A 15,208-nucleotide genomic window follows, 5' to 3' on the forward strand; every position below is an offset into this window, starting at 1 on the left:
CTTATCGCCGGACGAACCAAGGGGCCAGGATCCGGCTCCACACTTCGCGGACGGCGATGCCGACTAGCACCAGGACGAACACGACCAGTGGTGGAAGGTCGAGGTGACCGCCGCCGAGAAACCCTGGCCGTTCGTACAACGCGGACAGGATGATCGCCGCTCCGACTATCGGAGCCACAGGGACCTACCGCCCCGGCGCCGACGGTTCAGGAGCGGGTTCGGGCGCAGGCCTGAGCAGTCGGTGTGCGATGACACCGATCACCAGCGCCCAGAACGCCGCACCGACGCCGGCCACCGTCGTCCCCGAGGCTGCGACGACAAGTGTCACCGCTGCGGGGAGTCGCACCGATTCGTCGGCCATCGCTCCCGTGCAGGCTCCGGCGAAAGCGCTGAGCAGCGCCACTCCCGCAACGGCCTGTACGACCCCGTCCGGGGCTGCGAGAACAGCCGCTGTCAGTCCGGTGGAGACCAGACCGAGCCCGCAGTACACCGCCCCTGTCGTGAACCCGGCGATCCAGCGGCGCCTGGGATTGGGATCGGCGTCCGGTGCGGCTGCCAACGCGGCGCTGATCGCGGCCAGGTTGACGGCGTGTCCGCCGAACGGGGTCGCCAGCAATGAACCGATGCCGGTCACTGTCAGCGCTGGGCGCCACGGGACGTGGTAACCGAAACCTGCCATGACTGCGACGCCGGGGATGTTCTGCGCTGCCATGGTCACGATGTACAGAGGCAGAGCGATGCCGGTGAGTGCCTGCACGGTCAGGCTGGGCGCCGTGATCTGCAGGTGGGGGATCCATGCAGTGGCTGCGGGCAGGGCGTGGTTTCGGACCAGCGTCACCGCGATCACCACCAGGGCGGCGCCGAACGCGGCCGGTACCGCCCAGCGGGGTCGGAGCGCGAGCACGATCAGCCACACCACCAGCACCGGCGCGATCGCACCCGGATCGTGGGCCAACGCGGTAACCGGAGCAACGCAGAGCGGGAGCAGGACGCCGGCGAGCATCGCCTGCGCGACGGGGTTGGGGATGCGGGTGACCAGGCGCGCGAGCGCCGGCCAGAGGCCCGTGGCCAACAGCAGCACCGCCGTGAGCGCGAACGCGCCGACGGCGGCGGGCCAGCCGCCCGCCACCGCACCGGTCGTGACCAGCAGTGCCGCGCCGGGCGTCGACCATGCACTGGTGATCGGCATCCGGAACCGCCACGACAACAGCATCGATGCCGCGCCCATCGCCAAACTCACCGCCACCAGGCCAGAGGCAGCCTGCTGCGGATTTGCGCCCGCCGCCCGCAATCCCGCGAGTACCACTGCGAACGAAGACGTGAAGCCCACCAGCGCGCACACCACGCCGGCACTGATCGGGACCGCTTTCGAGACGTCCTGTTCCATCCACGCCCTCCGTTCTGATTACGGAACGTTCTGTAGACGGAACGTAGCATGAGGGAATGTATGCGGGAGAGGTCGGTCGCCGGTTGCGGGAGCTACGGGTTGAGCGGGGTCTGAGCCTGTCCGAGCTCGCCCGCCGAGCGGGAGTCGGCAAGGGATCGTTGTCCGAGATCGAGTCGGGCGGTCGCAATCCCACGGTCGAGACGCTCTACGCCCTGTGTGAACCCCTCGACGTGCCGCTGACCGCGCTGGTCGGCGAGTCGCCGGGCGTGCACTCTGCCGCCGGCGGCGGGATGCGCACGGTGCTGCTCTCGGTGCGGCACCTGCCGCGGGTGACCGTTGAGGTGTTCCGGTTGGAGTTCCCCGCCGGCGCCGAGCACGTCTCTCCGTCGCATGGGGCGGGCGTGCGTGAGCACCTCACGGTGGTCGACGGCAAGGTGCTGGCCGGACCGGTCGGTGAGGAGATCCTGATCGAGGAGGGCGCGACGGCGAGTTGGCTGAGCGATCGCCGCCACCGGTTCGCCGCCCTCGATGGTGCTGCAGAAGCGGTGGTGGTGATCACCACCCCGCGGTGACGTGTGAGTGCCGCAGACGAATTGGCCTGTCTGCGGCCCCATCCCGCGGCCGATTTGTGGGACTCGCTGGGGTGCCGTGGGTTTCGGCTGGGGGAGTGATGTATCGAAACCGTCACGCGCACTTGTGAATTGCTGCCTTCAGGCGCGTGCGGAGGCTGAAGGTGACGGCCGCTGTCGGTTAGAGCATGCGCTTGTTTCGGTCGGGGCGGTGGGGTCGTCCCAGGCATTTGTCATGCGCGTCTGAGCCCATGGCCCTGAGCATGCCGCTGTGCTATCTTATTGAAAATCATTTTCAAGAAGGGATGTAGATGGCAACACGGGGGCTCGCTGCGATACTCACGGCCGCGCTGCTGTGCTCGGCGGTTGCATGCTCGTCTGGCTCGGGCAGTGACAGTGAACACGCAGTGCCGCAGCAGGTTAAGCCGGTGATCGTGACGAATTTCTATCCGGTGCAGTGGCTGGCGATGGCGCTGACCGGTGGTGACGCCGAGGTTGTCTCGCTGACTCCGGAGGGTACCGAGCCGCACGATCTCGCCGTGGATGCGAACGGGCAGAAGGCTCTTGGTCGCGCTGACGTTGTGCTGTATCTGGGTGCCGATTTCCAGCCCGATGTGCAGCGGGCGATCGCCCAGCTGGGCCCTGATGTCACCACGCTGGACCTGCTCACCGCGCCCGGTGTGGAGCTGCTGACCGCGGGCAATATCGGCAAGGAAGCCTTGGCCGGCAACAAAGATCCGCATGTGTGGTTGTCTCCGGCCGAGATGATCGCGATGGCCGACGCGGCGGCCGCTGCGATCATCTCCGGCGCACCACAATTACGCGGTCGCGTCGACGCGGCATTGCCGCAGGTGCAGCAGAGCTTGCGGGGCCTGGACAGCGACTACAAGCATGGACTGACACGGTGCGCGACGCCGGTACTGGTCACCAGCCATGCCGCCTTCGGCTATCTGGCCCACGAGTACGGGCTGGAGCAGGTGCCGATCGCCGGGGTCAGCCCTGAGGACGAACCCGACCCGCAGACGCTGCGTTCGATCGCCGAGGTAGCGCGGCAACGCCACGTCACGACAGTGTTTTTCGAGGACGCGTTGCCCAAGAACCTGTCTCAGACCGTTGCCGACGAGATCGGGGCACAGGTCAGCCTGCTCTCGGCGTTGGAGTTCGATCCCCGCGGCTCGTTGGGCCCCGATCAGGATTACCTCACCGTGATGCGGGCCAATCTCGATCGGCTGGAGAAGGGCCTGCAGTGCGCGGGCCCGTAAACCTCGGTGGTGCAGCGGCTTTCACGCCGAACAGCGAGCATGTCAGTCGGCTGAAAGGCATCGTGCGCACGGTTGCGCAACTCGACTCCGCAGCGCCCGTGCTGGTGCAGCAGCTGGCATGCACCGAGCCGGACTGTCCACCGGTGGAAACCGTCATCGCCATACTCGGGCCGCCGCGGCGGACCTGGAAGTTCCCCAAACCGACCATCGACGTTGCGGTCGCGGAGTTGCGCGCCGCACTCGTCGCCTATCCCGATGGAGACCACCATGACCACCGTGACCACCGTGACTGACGATCGCGTGCCCGTGACAGTGATCACCGGGTTCCTCGGCGCGGGCAAGACCACGCTGCTCAACCGGATCCTCACCGAACAGCATGGCAAGCGGATCGCGGTGATCGAAAACGAATTCGGGGAGGTGGGCGTCGACGATGCGCTCGTTCTCGACGCCGAAGAAGAGATTTTCGAGATGAACAATGGCTGCATCTGCTGCACCGTGCGTGGTGACCTGATCCGTATCCTCGGCGCGTTGATGCACCGCCGGGACCGCTTCGATCACATCCTCATCGAGACCACCGGACTGGCCGATCCGGCGCCGGTCGCCCAGACGTTCTTCGTCGACGACGAGATGCGCAGCCAGCTGCGGTTGGATGCGATCGTCACGGTGGTCGACGCCGCCCATGTCCTGGACCATCTCGACGAGGACAAACCGCAGGGCGTGGAGAACGAGGCGGTCGAACAGGTGGCGTTCGCGGACCGAATGATCCTCAACAAGGTCGATCTGGTCTCTCCAGAGCATCTGGCCACCGTCGAGGACCGGCTGCGCGGCATCAATCGCGGCGCCGAGATCGTACGTGCCCAGGACGCCAAGGTGGATCTCAACCGCATCCTCGACGTAGGTGCGTTCGATCTACAACGCGTCCTCACCGACGACCCCGCTTTCCTGGAGCAGACCGACCATCAACACGACGCCACGGTGACGTCGGTGGGGATCCAGATCGACGGCGAAGTCGACATCGACACGCTCAACGTGTGGCTGGGCGGACTCCTGGCCGCCAAAGGGGTAGACATCTTTCGCAGCAAAGGGATCCTCGCCCTTGCCGGCCAGGATCGGCAGTACGTCTTCCAAGGCGTACACATGCTCTTCGACGGTGATGAAGGCCGACCGTGGCGTGACGGGGAACCCCGCCGCAACCGGTTGGTGTTCATCGGCCGCAACCTGGACCGCGCCGAACTAGAGTCCAGCTTCCGGCAATGTCTGGTGTCGGCGCGATGAATGCGGCAGTCCTGCCGGCACATTCGTGGCGGATCAACGTCGATGACGCCGTGGCGGCCCTGTCGGCGGCACCTGATGGCCGGGTCGCGGTGGCCGGCGCAGAAGGGTCCCTCGTGCTGGTGTCGGGACAAGGAGCGATCGAGCGGCGACGCAATCTCTCACGAGGCTGTTTGGCGGTGCACTGGTCGCCTGCCGGGGACCGGATCGCGGTCGGTTCGATCCACGGGGTCGACATCCTCGACGCGGACGGCACGGTCCTGTGCAGTCGGCGGAAGGGTTGGTGTGCATCGGTGGCGTGGAGTGCTGATGGATCCCGCCTGGCTGCCGGAGTGGGGAGCGCAGTGATGATCCTCGACGCCGAGGGCAACGAGCTGTTCAGCGCCGAGCGCGACAGCACGGTGACCGCCGTGGCCTGGGTCAACCGGCGCGTCGCGACCGCCGCGTACGGCGGGGTGCATGTGTATCACGCGTCACCGACGGCGGCACCGGATATTCTGCCGTTCACCGGATCGCTTCTGGCCCTGGCGATCAGCCCCGACCGGCGATGGGCTGCCAGCGGCAATCAGGACGCGACGCTCCACGTGTGGCGGATCGGCCGCGGCGGCGACGAACTCGAAATGTCGGGCTACCCAACGAAAATCAGCACACTGGAATTTTCGCCCGACTCCGCGTTGCTCGCCTCCGGCGGCGGGCAGGATGTGACCGTCTGGGACTTCACCGGCCCCGGGCCGCGGGGCCGCACGCCACGAATTCTGCGGGCGCACGACGCCACTGTCACCGCCCTGGCGTGGTCTCCGCATGGCGACCTGCTCGCCGCGGCCGCCGGCGATGGTCAAGTGGCGCTGTGGGAACCCCGTCGCGGTCGGCCGGGTCGCCCGCTGGCGGCCCGGGACATTCTCAGCGAACAGGCCCCGGCCACTGCGATCAGCTGGGACGCTACCGGCCGATTGCTTGCAGGCTGGTCCGACGCCACCGTCGTCGCCCACATGCCCGCCTCACTTCGATCGTGACACCATTGCTTGAAACCCGCGCTCTCACCGTCACCTACGGTGAGCGACGAGCGCTGAGGCCGACCGACCTGACCGTCGCCGCCGGGGAATCCCTGGCCGTTGTGGGCCACAACGGCAGCGGCAAGTCCTCGCTGCTGCGTGCCCTGGCCGGCCTGGAGCCCGCGGCGGGCGGTGAGGTCATCCTGCACGCCGAAGCGTGTCATCACCTGCGAACGACCGTCGAAATCGCCTATGTCCCACAGCGTTCACAAGCCCGATGGGATCTGCCCTTCACCGTCGGCGATGTCGTGGCGGCGGGTCGACCGCAGCGATGGTGGTGGCAACGCCCCAGCCGAGACGACCGTGATGTGGTCACCGCAGCACTGGCCGCCGTCGGCCTGGCAAGCCTGGCGAAGCGGCCCGTCACGGAACTGTCCGGCGGCCAAGCGCAACGAGTGCTGCTGGCCCGGGCGCTGGCGCAACAACCCGACATCATGATTTTGGACGAGCCGCTGACCGGTTTGGACGTCACCACCGCGGACGCCGTGATCAACCTGTTGGGGGCTTTCACCCGCGCCGGCGGGACGCTCATGTGCGCACTGCACGAGATCGATGTTGCACGAACGTCGTTCACCAAGACGGTGGCCCTGGTACGGGGAACCGTGGTCGCCAACGGCGCCACCACCGACGTGCTCAGCATCGACGGTGTCGACCGTATCTTCACCCGCCGGGCGGCCGCGTGAGCATTTGGTCGTGGCTTGCCGACCCGTTCGGCTACGACTTCATGGTGCGCGCGACGATCGCCACTCTCGCGGTGTGCATCGCAGCACCGATGTGCGGGATCTGGGCGCTCTCACGGCGGCTGGTCTACCTGACCGATGCCATGAGTCACGGCATCCTGGCGGGTGTGGCCGGTGCGTCGATCATCGGCGGCAGCCTGCTGGTGGGCGGGCTGGTCGCAGCCGTGACGATGGCGCTGATCGTCTCGGTGCTGGTTGTGCGGGCACGCATACCCGAGGACGGCGCCATCGGCGTTGTCGGACAAGGACTCTTCGCGCTCGGCGTGATCGGAGTGTCGCTACAAAGTGATCCCCGGGCCCTGGCCCACATCCTGTTCGGCAACCCGCTCACGGTCACCCGCACCGACGTGGTCATCGATGCCACTCTGGCACTGCTTGTCGTGCTGGCGGTCACCGCTCTGCGGCCGGTGCTGCTGGCCACCACGTTCGACGCCGTACACGCACGCACCGTAGGCATTCATGTCGGACTGGTCGACGCCACACTACTGGTCGTCCTCTCGCTGACCGTGGTCGCCGGAATGGTCACCGTCGGGGTGCTGATGGCAGTCACACTGGTCATTGCGCCCGCGGTCACCGCGCGACTGCTCGCCCGGTCACTGGAGACGATGCTGCTCATCGCGATCGGCTCAGGGGCCGGGGCAGGCGCAGTCGGCCTGCTCGTCAGCTATCACGCTGGACTGCCGGCCGGCCCGACCGTGGCGCTCGTCGCCGTCGGCCTGGTTGTGGTTGCGGCACTGTGGGTGCGCCCCGTACGCGCGTTCCACCGCACCGTGCAGCGTGCGGGCAGCCACGGTGATGAGGTCACGCAACAGGGCTAGTCGGCGCCCGTCCCTGGACAGCCGAGCGTCCAGGGGTTACCGCACGCCGGTCACCGCCTGAATGCCGAATTAGTCTGGAGGACAAGGGAAACGGGCGTCATACCGATGGTCTCATGTCGCCACACCAGTGGCTCACTTGATCGTCGGATCTTCCGCCGCGTGAATCACCGCGGCGACGACGATGCGGGCGAGGTGATCGTCGACAAGGCGATACACCACTTCGCGCCCCGCCCGTTCCCCGGCAACCACCCCGGCGGCCTTGAGGATCCGCAAATGCTGACTCACCAGTGATTGCGGCGTCTGCAGCGCGTCGACGAGCTCGTGCACGCAGCACGGGGACTCGTTGAGTTGCAACACGATGGCGATACGCACCGGCGCCGCGATGGCGCGAAGCAAGTCTCCTGCCGCGGTGATAACAGCGCCCGACGGCGACGCCGGTAGGTGAACTTTTCGGGGCAATGCGGACACGGACCGGGCGTGGCCGAAACGAAGCTCGCCGGCGCGCAGCTCACCGTCACATGGATCAGTTGTCAACGCACGCCACGCCATCGCTGCATCGAGCGTACGGTCTTGATTCGTGCACCGCACCGCATCAACATCGTCGCACCCACCAGTTGGGGGTAGGCGGTCACCAAGTCTCTATGGCAACGATTATCATTATCATTAATGGATAGTATCTGCATGCAGAGGGCTTGTCGACGGGCGCCGATACTCACGCATCTGCAACCGCGCCGTAGCTTGAACTGCAACGCCGGACGAGCCGACTTCGGGTGATGTGTCTGCGCCGATGGTTAGCACCGACTCTCGACTCGAGTAGTCGGTTACTCATGCCTTGGTGACCGCATTGCGGTCATGCTGAGGCATGGTGCTGTTCTGCAGTATTCGTCACCGCGTAGTGGGCCAACGCGGGGCGCTAGCTCTGGCATTGACCGGCGGTGTCCTGGTGTTGCTATTCGCGACGAGCGCGTGTGGCATTGATGAGACACCGGCGCCGAACACGGGCCGGGACAACTCGGCGCTGTCGGAGAAAGTCGGGACGGGGCACCGCTCGGATGGTATCGCTGGCGAATGGATCCGTGTTCACACCGAGCAGGCGGAACTCGTCACTGCGAAGGCGAAGTGGCACCACCCTGATGTCCTTTCGGCAGGGACTACGGATGTCATCGGTTTGACGATCGGGGATACCCCTGAGCTGAGCAGCAGTATCAATGCGTTGTTGCCACAGACGATTACGTCGCCTGCGGGCACGGTTCGTGTCGGACCCACGACGACGGCGGAGCTCTCTGCGAGCCCGGAGGATGCGATCGTTACGCCCAGTCAGGCGCGCAACGCCTCGACGGATCGTGACATCGCTTTGCTTTGGAGTTGGGACGTGACTCCTAAGAGGCCACTCGATGAACTCGTTCTGATGGCGCACATTTCGGTCCCGATTGACGGTGGCGCGTCGGTAAATACGGACATACCGTTGCGTATCCATGTGAAGCGGACTTTCAGCTTCACTGTGCACCAGGTTTTTGGAAGCTGGACAACATGGTCTGCGATCGCCGCAGCTATCGCTGCACGCGCGGCATGGCTTCATCGCAAACTGAAGAAGGCACGACATTCGACTGGCACACCAGAAGCCTCGGAGGCGGCCACCGAAAAGGTCAACGATGGAGATCAGAAGGAGGGCGTTGCGGCAACGGCCCCCGCGGTGCCGTCCGAGCCGGCGCCGTCCGAATCAGGCTGAGCGCGCTATCACCGCGAGGCTGGCCCCGCAACTGCGATCCGGACCTGGCAAGGCCTCTCGATCACGGCAATGCCAGCCTTCCTTCGGTGTGCTCACCGGTTGCGTTGTCGATATCGACCAGATAATTGACACCGTCCTGACGTCCAGAGGGGCGGTGGGCTGTCTGGTGTGGTTCAGGTGTCTCGGCATCGCGGGCACACTCCGTACAGGTCGACGTGGTGGGTGACGTCGGTGTAGTCGAATGTGCGGCTCAGCTGGCGGGTTTGGTCCTCAATGGGCGTGGAGGTGAAGGCTTCGGCGCGCCCGCACTGTCGGCACAGCAGGTAGTGGCGGTGCTCGTTGGTGGTGCGAATCCGGTAGAGCAGCTCGCCGTCTTCGGCGCGTTGAATCTCGGCGATCTTGTCCTCGACAAGGGTGCGCAGGACGCGATATACCGTGGTGAGTCCGAATTGGTGCGTAGGGTGTTGGCGCAGTTGTCGATAGAGTTGCTGGGCGCTGCGGAAGTGCTCGCTGCTGTCGAGGACGGACAGCACGGCGCGCTGTGCCGCGGTCTGTCGGCGTCTGCTCGCCGGCGCTGTTTCACCGGAGGTGTGGGCAATCATGTGTCGTGCGCCTCCTCGTTCGCAGGTTGCATTTTCTGTCGTTCTCGTGGGGTGGTCGCGCCCCAAATCCCGTAGTTCTCCGGGCGTTTGAGCGCGTGGTCCAGGCATGCCTGGCGCACCTGGCAGGATCGGCACACGTGTTTGGCCTGCTCGTAAAGGACACGCTGGTGGGCCGTGCCGGTGTCGTGTTCGGACGCGAAGAACATCTCGACGGGCAGGCCGCGGCACTGCGCTCGCAGCTGCCAGTTCAGCTCATCGGGGATGCCGCGACGCCGTGAGGGGGTATCGAAGCGGGTGCAGAGCGCTCGCCGGCGCAGGCCGGTCATCGGATGATGTGCGCGGCGTTTCGGGAGCGCGCACGGGCGGTGGTGGTGCCAAAGCCCATCAACGTCTGCGTCGCACAACCGGAGTCGGCCTGGCCCGCGACGAGGATGACCGGAGTCCGCATTCCTTCCCCCTAAATGAAAACGATTTTCATGTACGTAGCGACAAACCTACGCCGGTCGACTCGTCGTGTCGAAAATAATTGCCACGAAAGCTGTTCGGGTGATATGCCCTTCGTCAGTTCAGTGCCCGGGTGCGCATACCTCCGCGCGCGCAAGGCTGGGCACAGGCCGACGGCGTCGGCGTGGCCGTCATAAGCGCGCAAGAGTCAGGATTCATCCTCGCGGCCATCGGCGCCATCGTCGGACGTCGAACGGCCCGCACCGGGGCATCGGCCGTCTGCCAACCCGGCCGGGCCTGGCGGCAGGCCTGCACGCTCATGCGCAGAGCCCTGTCCCAGGGCTCGCTCGGCCTGAAATACCGCCAGTGCCACCAGTTCCCGTGCCTGCTCATCGACGAGTTGATAGAACATCCGCGCTCCGTCTTGGCGCGCCCCGACCACGCGCCCCCACCTGAGCTTCGCGAGATGCTGTGACGTCGTCGTCGGGGTCTTGCCCACGAGTTCGGCCAGCTGATTCACCGACAGCTCGCCGTGATCACGCAACGCCAGAATGATCCGAATCCGCGTCGGATCGGACACCAGCCGCAGCACCTCTGCCGCCAGATCCACATACGCGCTGTCCGGACCGAACGTGCACACCTTCGTATCTGCACACATACGAAGATGATAGGGCTTTGCGGGTAACGATGCCAAGGTGTGCCTTCCATTTGGCCGCAACGCAACTGGACGCCACGGTCGGGCGGCCGGGGTCTGACCACGCCGTGGCTGGCACGCCGAGCTGATCTCGCGCGGCCAAAAGGGCCGGCTTGATTTGCGCGACTTGCTAATCTGCCGAGATGTTCACATCGGTGGCGACTGCCGCGTTGGTTGCTGTGGCGATAGCGGCCGCGGGTGCGGCGAGTGCCGATCCGGCGAATCCCGACCCGTTCAACCCTGCCGATTGCATCGGCAACGCCAGCGCGGTCTGCAACGTAGGTCCGTACGGGCCGAACAGCTTGACCAATCCGGCCAATCCGCTGAGCCCGCTGAACCCCGCCAACCCCGCGAACCCGGCCAGCCCACTGAACCCCGACAACCCAGCCAATCCCATGAACCCCATGAACGGGATGGGGCAACCCTGATCGATCGGTGGTCGTAACGGCGGGCGGAGCTCGCCTGCGAAGTGCTACCGAAAACTCAAGCACTGCAGGGATTTTCAACTATCGGCGGTTGCGGGGCCCGGCTGCGCGCCCGCTGGCGACCGCCAACAGGGTCGACATCACCGCACGGGGCGTGGCCGATGCCCGCCACACCGCACGCAGTCGTCGATGCAGGTCGACCCCGGTCACCGGAATCTCCACCAGCCGGCCGTCGCGTAGTTCGGCTGCCACTGCCAATTCGCTGAGCACCGCGGCGTGCGCGCCGGCAGCCACCATCACCTTGATCGCGGCGTTGCTGCCGAGGCTCACTGCCGCGGCGTCTGCCGCCAGCCCCACCTTCGCCAGCGCATGCTCGAAGGTGTCGCGGGTACCCGCGCCGGGCTCACGGATGACCAACTCCAGGGTCGCCAGTTCGGATGCCTCGACCGGTTTCCGACGTCGGGTGAGCGGATGCCCGGGGGCCGCGACCAACGCCAACCGATCGGACCGGACCACTCGACTGGTGAGGCCTGCCGGCACTGTCGGCCCCTCGACGAACCCGAGGTCGGCGTCGTGGCCCAGCACTGCTGTGACCACTCCGGCCGAATTCGCCACGGTCAGGTGCACCGGTTCGTCGGTGTGCTCGCGGACCCGCGCGAGCCAGGCCGGCATCAGGTATTCGGCGATGGTCTGGCTGCAGGCGACCCGGTCCGTGCGGTCGGCCCGCATGGCTGCGGCTCCGGTGAGCAGGTCCTCCATGGCGGCCACCGCGCCGCGGGCCCACTCGGTGACGGCCCGCCCCGCCGGCGTCAGTTCGGCGCCGCGGGTGCGGCGATCGAGCAGCTCGAGTCCGAGTCGGCGCTCGAGGTTGCGCAGCCGTGCCGACGCGCTGGGCTGACTGATCCGTTCGGCGCGGGCGGCGGCCGAGATTGATCCGGTGTCAGCGACGGTGATGAGCAATCGCAGCGCGTCGATCGACGGTGCCGGCCCCTGACCCATAGGGCAAGCCTATGGGTAGATAGCCGTCCTGTGGGTACCGTTCGGGTTTCTCGGGCGGGATCGTCGACTGACATGAGCACCACCCACGTCGACGCCGCCCCGACTCGCACTCGGCGCCGGATCATCAAGGCACTGCCCGGCGCAGCACTCGCCCTCGGCGTCGCTGCCGTCGCCACCGTGGTCGGCAAGGCGATCCCGGTCCTCGGCGGACCGGTGGCCGCTGTTCTCATCGGCGTATTTCTGGCCAGCTGGTTGCGCCCCGCCAAGCGGTGGCCGACGGTGCCACACGGCCTGCGGCTCACCGGCGGGCTCGCGCTGCAGACTGCGGTGGTGCTGCTGGGTACCCAGATCTCGCTGCAGCAGGCCTGGCAGGTCGGCGGTTCGGCGCTGCCGGTGATGTGCGCGACGCTGGCCGCAGCATTCGGCTGTGCCTGGCTGCTCGGTCGCTGGTTGGGGATCGACCACGACCTACGCACCCTGATCGGCGTCGGCACGGCGATCTGTGGCGCTTCTGCGATCGCCGCAGTGACACCTGTGCTCAAGCCCAAGCCGAGCGCCGTGGCGTATGCGCTGAGCACGATCTTCCTGTTCAACATCGCCGCCGTGCTCACGTTCCCGGTCCTCGGGCATCTACTCGGCCTCGGTCAGCACACCTTCGGGGTGTTCGCCGGGACCGCGGTGAACGACACATCGTCGGTGGTCGCGGCGGCGGCGGTGTACGGCGACCAGGCGGCGCACACCGCCGTGGTGGTGAAGCTGACGCGCTCCCTCGCGATCATTCCGGTGGTCATGGTGGTCGGAGCCCTGGCGGCCCGCCGCGGCGGTGTCGCCGGCTCGAGTGCTCACCGCCCGAAGGTGTGGAAGCTGGTGCCCTGGTTTCTCATCGGCTTCGTGGCGCTGGCAGCACTGAACTCGGTGTGGCCGCTGCCGTCGATGATCCGGGTGCCGGGGGCGGAACTCGCGGGTTTGTTGATCACCTGGGCGCTCGCGGCGATCGGGCTCTCGACCGACCTGAGCGCACTGCGGCGGACCGGCCTGAAGCCGGTGCTGCTCGGCGGGATGCTGTGGATCGTGGTGGCGGGCACCAGCCTCGCGGTGCAGTTCCTCACCACCGCGAGCCTCCAAACCTGATCTCTCGGCGGTAGTCGAGTGCGGTCGCCGGATCGGCGCATTCCTGATCGATGCTATTGTTTGTCGATCGACAAAGAATGGGATGGTGAGCGATGCGTGCAGCCGTGATCGAGGAGATCGGCCGACCGTTGGTGATCCAGGATGTGCCCGCGCCGCATTGCCCAACTGACGGGGCGATCGTGCGAGTCGTCGCCAACGGTATCTGCCGCACCGACTGGGCGTTGTGGTCCGGTGACTTCTGGGCCGGCGGCCCTGTGGTCAAGCCGCCGTTCGTGCTCGGGCATGAGTTCGCCGGAGTTGTCGAGGAAGTCGGCTCTGAGGTCCGTAATTGGCATGTGGGGGACAGGGTTACGTTCCCGATGAACCCCGGTGACGGCACGTGCCCGACGTGCCGTGCCGGGCAGCAGCAGGTGTGCGAGCACGTCGACACGATGGTCCCCGGTGTCTCGTACTGGGGCGCGTTCGCCGAGTATGTTGCGGTCCGGCATGCCGACGTCAACATGGTGGCTTTACCCGATTCGCTGAGTTTCACCGCAGCAGCCAGTCTGGGCTGCCGGTATATCGCGGCCTTTCACGGCGTCGTCAACCAGGCCCGGGTGCGGGCCGGTGAATGGGTCGCGGTGTATGGGGCCGGCGGCGGCGCCGGACTTGCTGCCGTCCAGATCGCGGTGGCCGCAGGCGCGAACGTGATTGCGGTCGACATCAGCGACGACAAGCTCGCCGCAGCGCGACGCGTCGGGGCTTTGCACACCCTGACGGCTGGGCCGAACGTGCCCACGCAGATTGCCGAGCTGACCCGGGGCGGCGCACAGGTATCGGTGGACGCGGTCGGCCTGGCGCAGACCTGCCAGGCATCGGTGCGCTCCTTGCGGACCCGCGGGCGCCACCTGCAGCTCGGTCACACCACTGCCGCTCAAAACGGTGAAATCGCCGTGCCGATCGATCTGATGTTGATCAAGGAGCTCGAGTTCGTCAGCGCCTTCGGCATGGCGGGTCACCGATTCTCCACCATGCTGGCCATGATCGAAGCCGGCCGACTCGACCCCGGTGCCGTGGTGTCGCGGACGGTCAGCCTGGCCGAGGCGAGCTCGGTGTTGAAGTCGATGCAAGCGTTCGGCACCATCGGCGTCGTGGTGATCGACCGGTTCTGAGGAGGCAGAATGGCCGGCAGGCCAAGGGAATTCGACCGGACTCAGGTGCTCGAGCAGATACAGCAGGTGTTTTGGGACCGCGGCTACGAAAGCACGTCGATGAGCGATCTCGTCGCAGTGACCGGGATAGCGTCGGCCCGGCTGTACGCGGCATACGGGTCGAAGGAGGCGCTGTTCCGGGAGGCCATCGAGCGGTACGAGCAGCAGGAAGGCGGATTCGCTGACCGCGCGTTGGCAGAGGAGCCGACCTTCCGCCGTGCCATCGAACGAATGTTGCGCGAGGCGGTCGAGGTCTACACCGGTGACGGTTCACGAGGCTGCATGGTGGTCAGCGCCGCCACAAACTGCTCACCGGCCAATGACGACGTCCGTCGCTGGCTCGCCGAACGCAGGCGCCGTCGCACCGATTCTCTCGTCGAGCGGCTGCGGGCAGCCGTTATCGCCGGTGAGCTGTCTGCCAATATCGACGTTCAGGCCGTGGGCGACGCGTATGCCGCAGTGCTGCACGGGATCTCGGTTCAGGCTCGAGACGGTGTTCCACGCGACCGACTCCTGGCGTTGATCGGACCGGCGCTGTGCCTCATCGATTGTCATCGACCAGATTAGCGAAACCATCACCCACACTTGCCGATACGCCTCCACCGAATCACATCGGCAGCGGACATGAGGATCGCCATTGCCGCGAGTGCGACGCTCAGAACACACCCGAGCAGGGGCAGCCACGTCGCGAACAAGCACTGGGCGGCGACCGCCCCGACGAGAAGCCCGAGCGTCATACCTTGCCGGGCAAGGAATGTCCGCTCGGTCGCCAACGCGGTCGCATAATCGCATCCGGGCCGCGGCGTCATCGGCGGACCGTCAGACGGCTTTGGTGACGCCGTAGTAGGCGACGACGTCGTCGGTGTCGGTGGTGGAGCTGGTGAGGGTGGCGTA

22 protein-coding genes are annotated in these 15,208 nt (G+C 66.5%); 13 read left to right on the forward strand and 9 right to left on the reverse strand.

Features of this window, described 5'->3' with window-relative positions:
* Position 1: 1 nt before the first annotated feature.
* Both BST13_RS39155 and BST13_RS32465 read right to left on the reverse strand, forming a co-directional pair.
* Positions 2-178 (reverse strand): hypothetical protein, encoded by a 177-nt coding sequence (locus tag BST13_RS39155; protein WP_158087237.1) that lies wholly within the window; start codon positions 176-178, stop codon positions 2-4.
* Positions 179-184: 6 nt separating this feature from the next.
* Positions 185-1,387 carry a benzoate/H(+) symporter BenE family transporter gene (locus tag BST13_RS32465; RefSeq protein WP_083169470.1) on the reverse strand — a complete coding sequence of 401 codons (1,203 nt, stop codon included), beginning with the start codon at positions 1,385-1,387 and terminating at the stop codon, positions 185-187.
* Between the two features lie 56 nt (positions 1,388-1,443).
* On the opposite strand from BST13_RS32465, the gene BST13_RS32470 reads away from it, so the two are divergent.
* From BST13_RS32470 to BST13_RS32500, 7 genes are all read left to right on the forward strand, one after another.
* Complete coding sequence (locus tag BST13_RS32470; protein ID WP_083169472.1) at positions 1,444-1,959, forward strand: helix-turn-helix domain-containing protein; 516 nt, start codon at positions 1,444-1,446, stop codon at positions 1,957-1,959.
* Positions 1,960-2,267: 308 nt separating this feature from the next.
* Positions 2,268-3,218 (forward strand): metal ABC transporter solute-binding protein, Zn/Mn family, encoded by a 951-nt coding sequence (locus BST13_RS32475; protein WP_083169474.1) that lies wholly within the window; start codon positions 2,268-2,270, stop codon positions 3,216-3,218.
* Complete coding sequence (locus BST13_RS32480) at positions 3,203-3,511, forward strand: hypothetical protein (RefSeq protein ID WP_095533799.1); 309 nt, start codon at positions 3,203-3,205, stop codon at positions 3,509-3,511. The genes BST13_RS32475 and BST13_RS32480 overlap by 16 nt, the downstream gene beginning before the upstream one ends.
* A complete protein-coding gene (locus BST13_RS32485; protein ID WP_083169476.1) occupies positions 3,486-4,493 on the forward strand; it encodes a CobW family GTP-binding protein in 1,008 nt (335 codons plus the stop codon). Before BST13_RS32480 ends, BST13_RS32485 begins: the two co-directional genes overlap by 26 nt.
* On the forward strand, positions 4,490-5,503 hold the full coding sequence (locus BST13_RS32490) for a WD40 repeat domain-containing protein (RefSeq protein ID WP_158087238.1): 1,014 nt from the start codon (positions 4,490-4,492) through the stop codon (positions 5,501-5,503). Before BST13_RS32485 ends, BST13_RS32490 begins: the two co-directional genes overlap by 4 nt.
* Entirely contained in the window at positions 5,500-6,225 is a 726-nt protein-coding gene (locus tag BST13_RS32495) for a metal ABC transporter ATP-binding protein (protein WP_158087239.1), read from the forward strand. The genes BST13_RS32490 and BST13_RS32495 overlap by 4 nt, the downstream gene beginning before the upstream one ends.
* The gene (locus BST13_RS32500; RefSeq protein WP_083169482.1) at positions 6,222-7,100 is read left to right on the forward strand and encodes a metal ABC transporter permease; all 879 of its coding nucleotides are present in this window, start codon (positions 6,222-6,224) and stop codon (positions 7,098-7,100) included. Before BST13_RS32495 ends, BST13_RS32500 begins: the two co-directional genes overlap by 4 nt.
* 132 nt (positions 7,101-7,232) lie before the next feature.
* Here BST13_RS32500 and BST13_RS32505 read toward each other — a convergent pair whose 3' ends face one another.
* Entirely contained in the window at positions 7,233-7,568 is a 336-nt protein-coding gene (locus tag BST13_RS32505) for an ArsR/SmtB family transcription factor (RefSeq protein ID WP_083169516.1), read from the reverse strand.
* Between the two features lie 394 nt (positions 7,569-7,962).
* On the opposite strand from BST13_RS32505, the gene BST13_RS32510 reads away from it, so the two are divergent.
* Positions 7,963-8,829, forward strand: a complete 867-nt coding sequence (locus BST13_RS32510) for a hypothetical protein (protein WP_142282888.1) — start codon at positions 7,963-7,965, stop codon at positions 8,827-8,829.
* A gap of 173 nt (positions 8,830-9,002) precedes the next feature.
* On the opposite strand, the gene BST13_RS32515 is transcribed toward BST13_RS32510, so the two are convergent.
* Positions 9,003-9,431, reverse strand: coding sequence for a Fur family transcriptional regulator (locus BST13_RS32515; protein WP_083169486.1), 429 nt, complete (start codon positions 9,429-9,431; stop codon positions 9,003-9,005).
* Complete coding sequence (locus BST13_RS40495) at positions 9,428-9,637, reverse strand: WhiB family transcriptional regulator (protein WP_425437082.1); 210 nt, start codon at positions 9,635-9,637, stop codon at positions 9,428-9,430. The genes BST13_RS32515 and BST13_RS40495 overlap by 4 nt, the downstream gene beginning before the upstream one ends.
* On the opposite strand from BST13_RS40495, the gene BST13_RS39975 reads away from it, so the two are divergent.
* A complete protein-coding gene (locus BST13_RS39975; protein WP_245839898.1) occupies positions 9,569-9,709 on the forward strand; it encodes a hypothetical protein in 141 nt (46 codons plus the stop codon). The genes BST13_RS40495 and BST13_RS39975 overlap by 69 nt on opposite strands.
* A gap of 44 nt (positions 9,710-9,753) precedes the next feature.
* On the opposite strand, the gene BST13_RS40245 is transcribed toward BST13_RS39975, so the two are convergent.
* Positions 9,754-9,879, reverse strand: a complete 126-nt coding sequence (locus BST13_RS40245) for a hypothetical protein (protein WP_281254778.1) — start codon at positions 9,877-9,879, stop codon at positions 9,754-9,756.
* Positions 9,880-10,083: 204 nt separating this feature from the next.
* Entirely contained in the window at positions 10,084-10,533 is a 450-nt protein-coding gene (locus BST13_RS32525) for an ArsR/SmtB family transcription factor (RefSeq protein WP_083169490.1), read from the reverse strand.
* 179 nt (positions 10,534-10,712) lie between these two features.
* Here BST13_RS32525 and BST13_RS40250 point away from each other — a divergent pair, with 179 nt between their 5' ends.
* A complete protein-coding gene (locus tag BST13_RS40250) occupies positions 10,713-10,997 on the forward strand; it encodes a hypothetical protein (RefSeq protein WP_083169492.1) in 285 nt (94 codons plus the stop codon).
* Positions 10,998-11,075: 78 nt separating this feature from the next.
* Here the strand turns inward: BST13_RS40250 and BST13_RS32535 are convergent, their stop codons facing one another.
* Entirely contained in the window at positions 11,076-11,993 is a 918-nt protein-coding gene (locus tag BST13_RS32535; protein WP_083169494.1) for a LysR family transcriptional regulator, read from the reverse strand.
* A 72-nt stretch (positions 11,994-12,065) separates the two neighbouring features.
* Here BST13_RS32535 and BST13_RS32540 point away from each other — a divergent pair, with 72 nt between their 5' ends.
* From BST13_RS32540 to BST13_RS32550, 3 genes are all read left to right on the forward strand, one after another.
* On the forward strand, positions 12,066-13,124 hold the full coding sequence (locus BST13_RS32540) for a YeiH family protein (RefSeq protein WP_083169496.1): 1,059 nt from the start codon (positions 12,066-12,068) through the stop codon (positions 13,122-13,124).
* A 92-nt stretch (positions 13,125-13,216) separates the two neighbouring features.
* Positions 13,217-14,275 (forward strand): alcohol dehydrogenase catalytic domain-containing protein, encoded by a 1,059-nt coding sequence (locus BST13_RS32545; RefSeq protein WP_083169498.1) that lies wholly within the window; start codon positions 13,217-13,219, stop codon positions 14,273-14,275.
* 9 nt (positions 14,276-14,284) lie between these two features.
* Positions 14,285-14,881, forward strand: a complete 597-nt coding sequence (locus tag BST13_RS32550) for a TetR/AcrR family transcriptional regulator (protein WP_083169500.1) — start codon at positions 14,285-14,287, stop codon at positions 14,879-14,881.
* An 8-nt stretch (positions 14,882-14,889) separates the two neighbouring features.
* On the opposite strand, the gene BST13_RS40255 is transcribed toward BST13_RS32550, so the two are convergent.
* On the reverse strand, positions 14,890-15,208 hold a 319-nt coding region (locus BST13_RS40255; protein ID WP_211296244.1), incomplete at its 5' end, for a DUF202 domain-containing protein.

It is taken from the genome of Mycobacterium aquaticum (assembly GCF_002086485.1).
GTDB lineage: Bacteria > Actinomycetota > Actinomycetes > Mycobacteriales > Mycobacteriaceae > Mycobacterium > Mycobacterium aquaticum.

Coding starts and splice junctions, on each gene's coding strand:
- BST13_RS40495 (WP_425437082.1), bottom strand. CDS start 9,637: ATGTTCTTCGCGTCCGAACACGACACCGGCACGGCCCACCAGCGTGTC.
- BST13_RS32485 (WP_083169476.1), top strand. CDS start 3,486: ATGACCACCGTGACCACCGTGACTGACGATCGCGTGCCCGTGACAGTG.
- BST13_RS40245 (WP_281254778.1), bottom strand. CDS start 9,879: ATGCGGACTCCGGTCATCCTCGTCGCGGGCCAGGCCGACTCCGGTTGT.
- BST13_RS32540 (WP_083169496.1), top strand. CDS start 12,066: ATGAGCACCACCCACGTCGACGCCGCCCCGACTCGCACTCGGCGCCGG.
- BST13_RS32510 (WP_142282888.1), top strand. CDS start 7,963: ATGGTGCTGTTCTGCAGTATTCGTCACCGCGTAGTGGGCCAACGCGGG.
- BST13_RS32465 (WP_083169470.1), bottom strand. CDS start 1,387: ATGGAACAGGACGTCTCGAAAGCGGTCCCGATCAGTGCCGGCGTGGTG.
- BST13_RS32515 (WP_083169486.1), bottom strand. CDS start 9,431: ATGATTGCCCACACCTCCGGTGAAACAGCGCCGGCGAGCAGACGCCGA.
- BST13_RS32525 (WP_083169490.1), bottom strand. CDS start 10,533: ATGTGTGCAGATACGAAGGTGTGCACGTTCGGTCCGGACAGCGCGTAT.
- BST13_RS32545 (WP_083169498.1), top strand. CDS start 13,217: ATGCGTGCAGCCGTGATCGAGGAGATCGGCCGACCGTTGGTGATCCAG.
- BST13_RS32470 (WP_083169472.1), top strand. CDS start 1,444: ATGTATGCGGGAGAGGTCGGTCGCCGGTTGCGGGAGCTACGGGTTGAG.
- BST13_RS40250 (WP_083169492.1), top strand. CDS start 10,713: ATGTTCACATCGGTGGCGACTGCCGCGTTGGTTGCTGTGGCGATAGCG.
- BST13_RS32475 (WP_083169474.1), top strand. CDS start 2,268: ATGGCAACACGGGGGCTCGCTGCGATACTCACGGCCGCGCTGCTGTGC.
- BST13_RS32535 (WP_083169494.1), bottom strand. CDS start 11,993: ATGGGTCAGGGGCCGGCACCGTCGATCGACGCGCTGCGATTGCTCATC.
- BST13_RS32490 (WP_158087238.1), top strand. CDS start 4,490: ATGAATGCGGCAGTCCTGCCGGCACATTCGTGGCGGATCAACGTCGAT.
- BST13_RS32550 (WP_083169500.1), top strand. CDS start 14,285: ATGGCCGGCAGGCCAAGGGAATTCGACCGGACTCAGGTGCTCGAGCAG.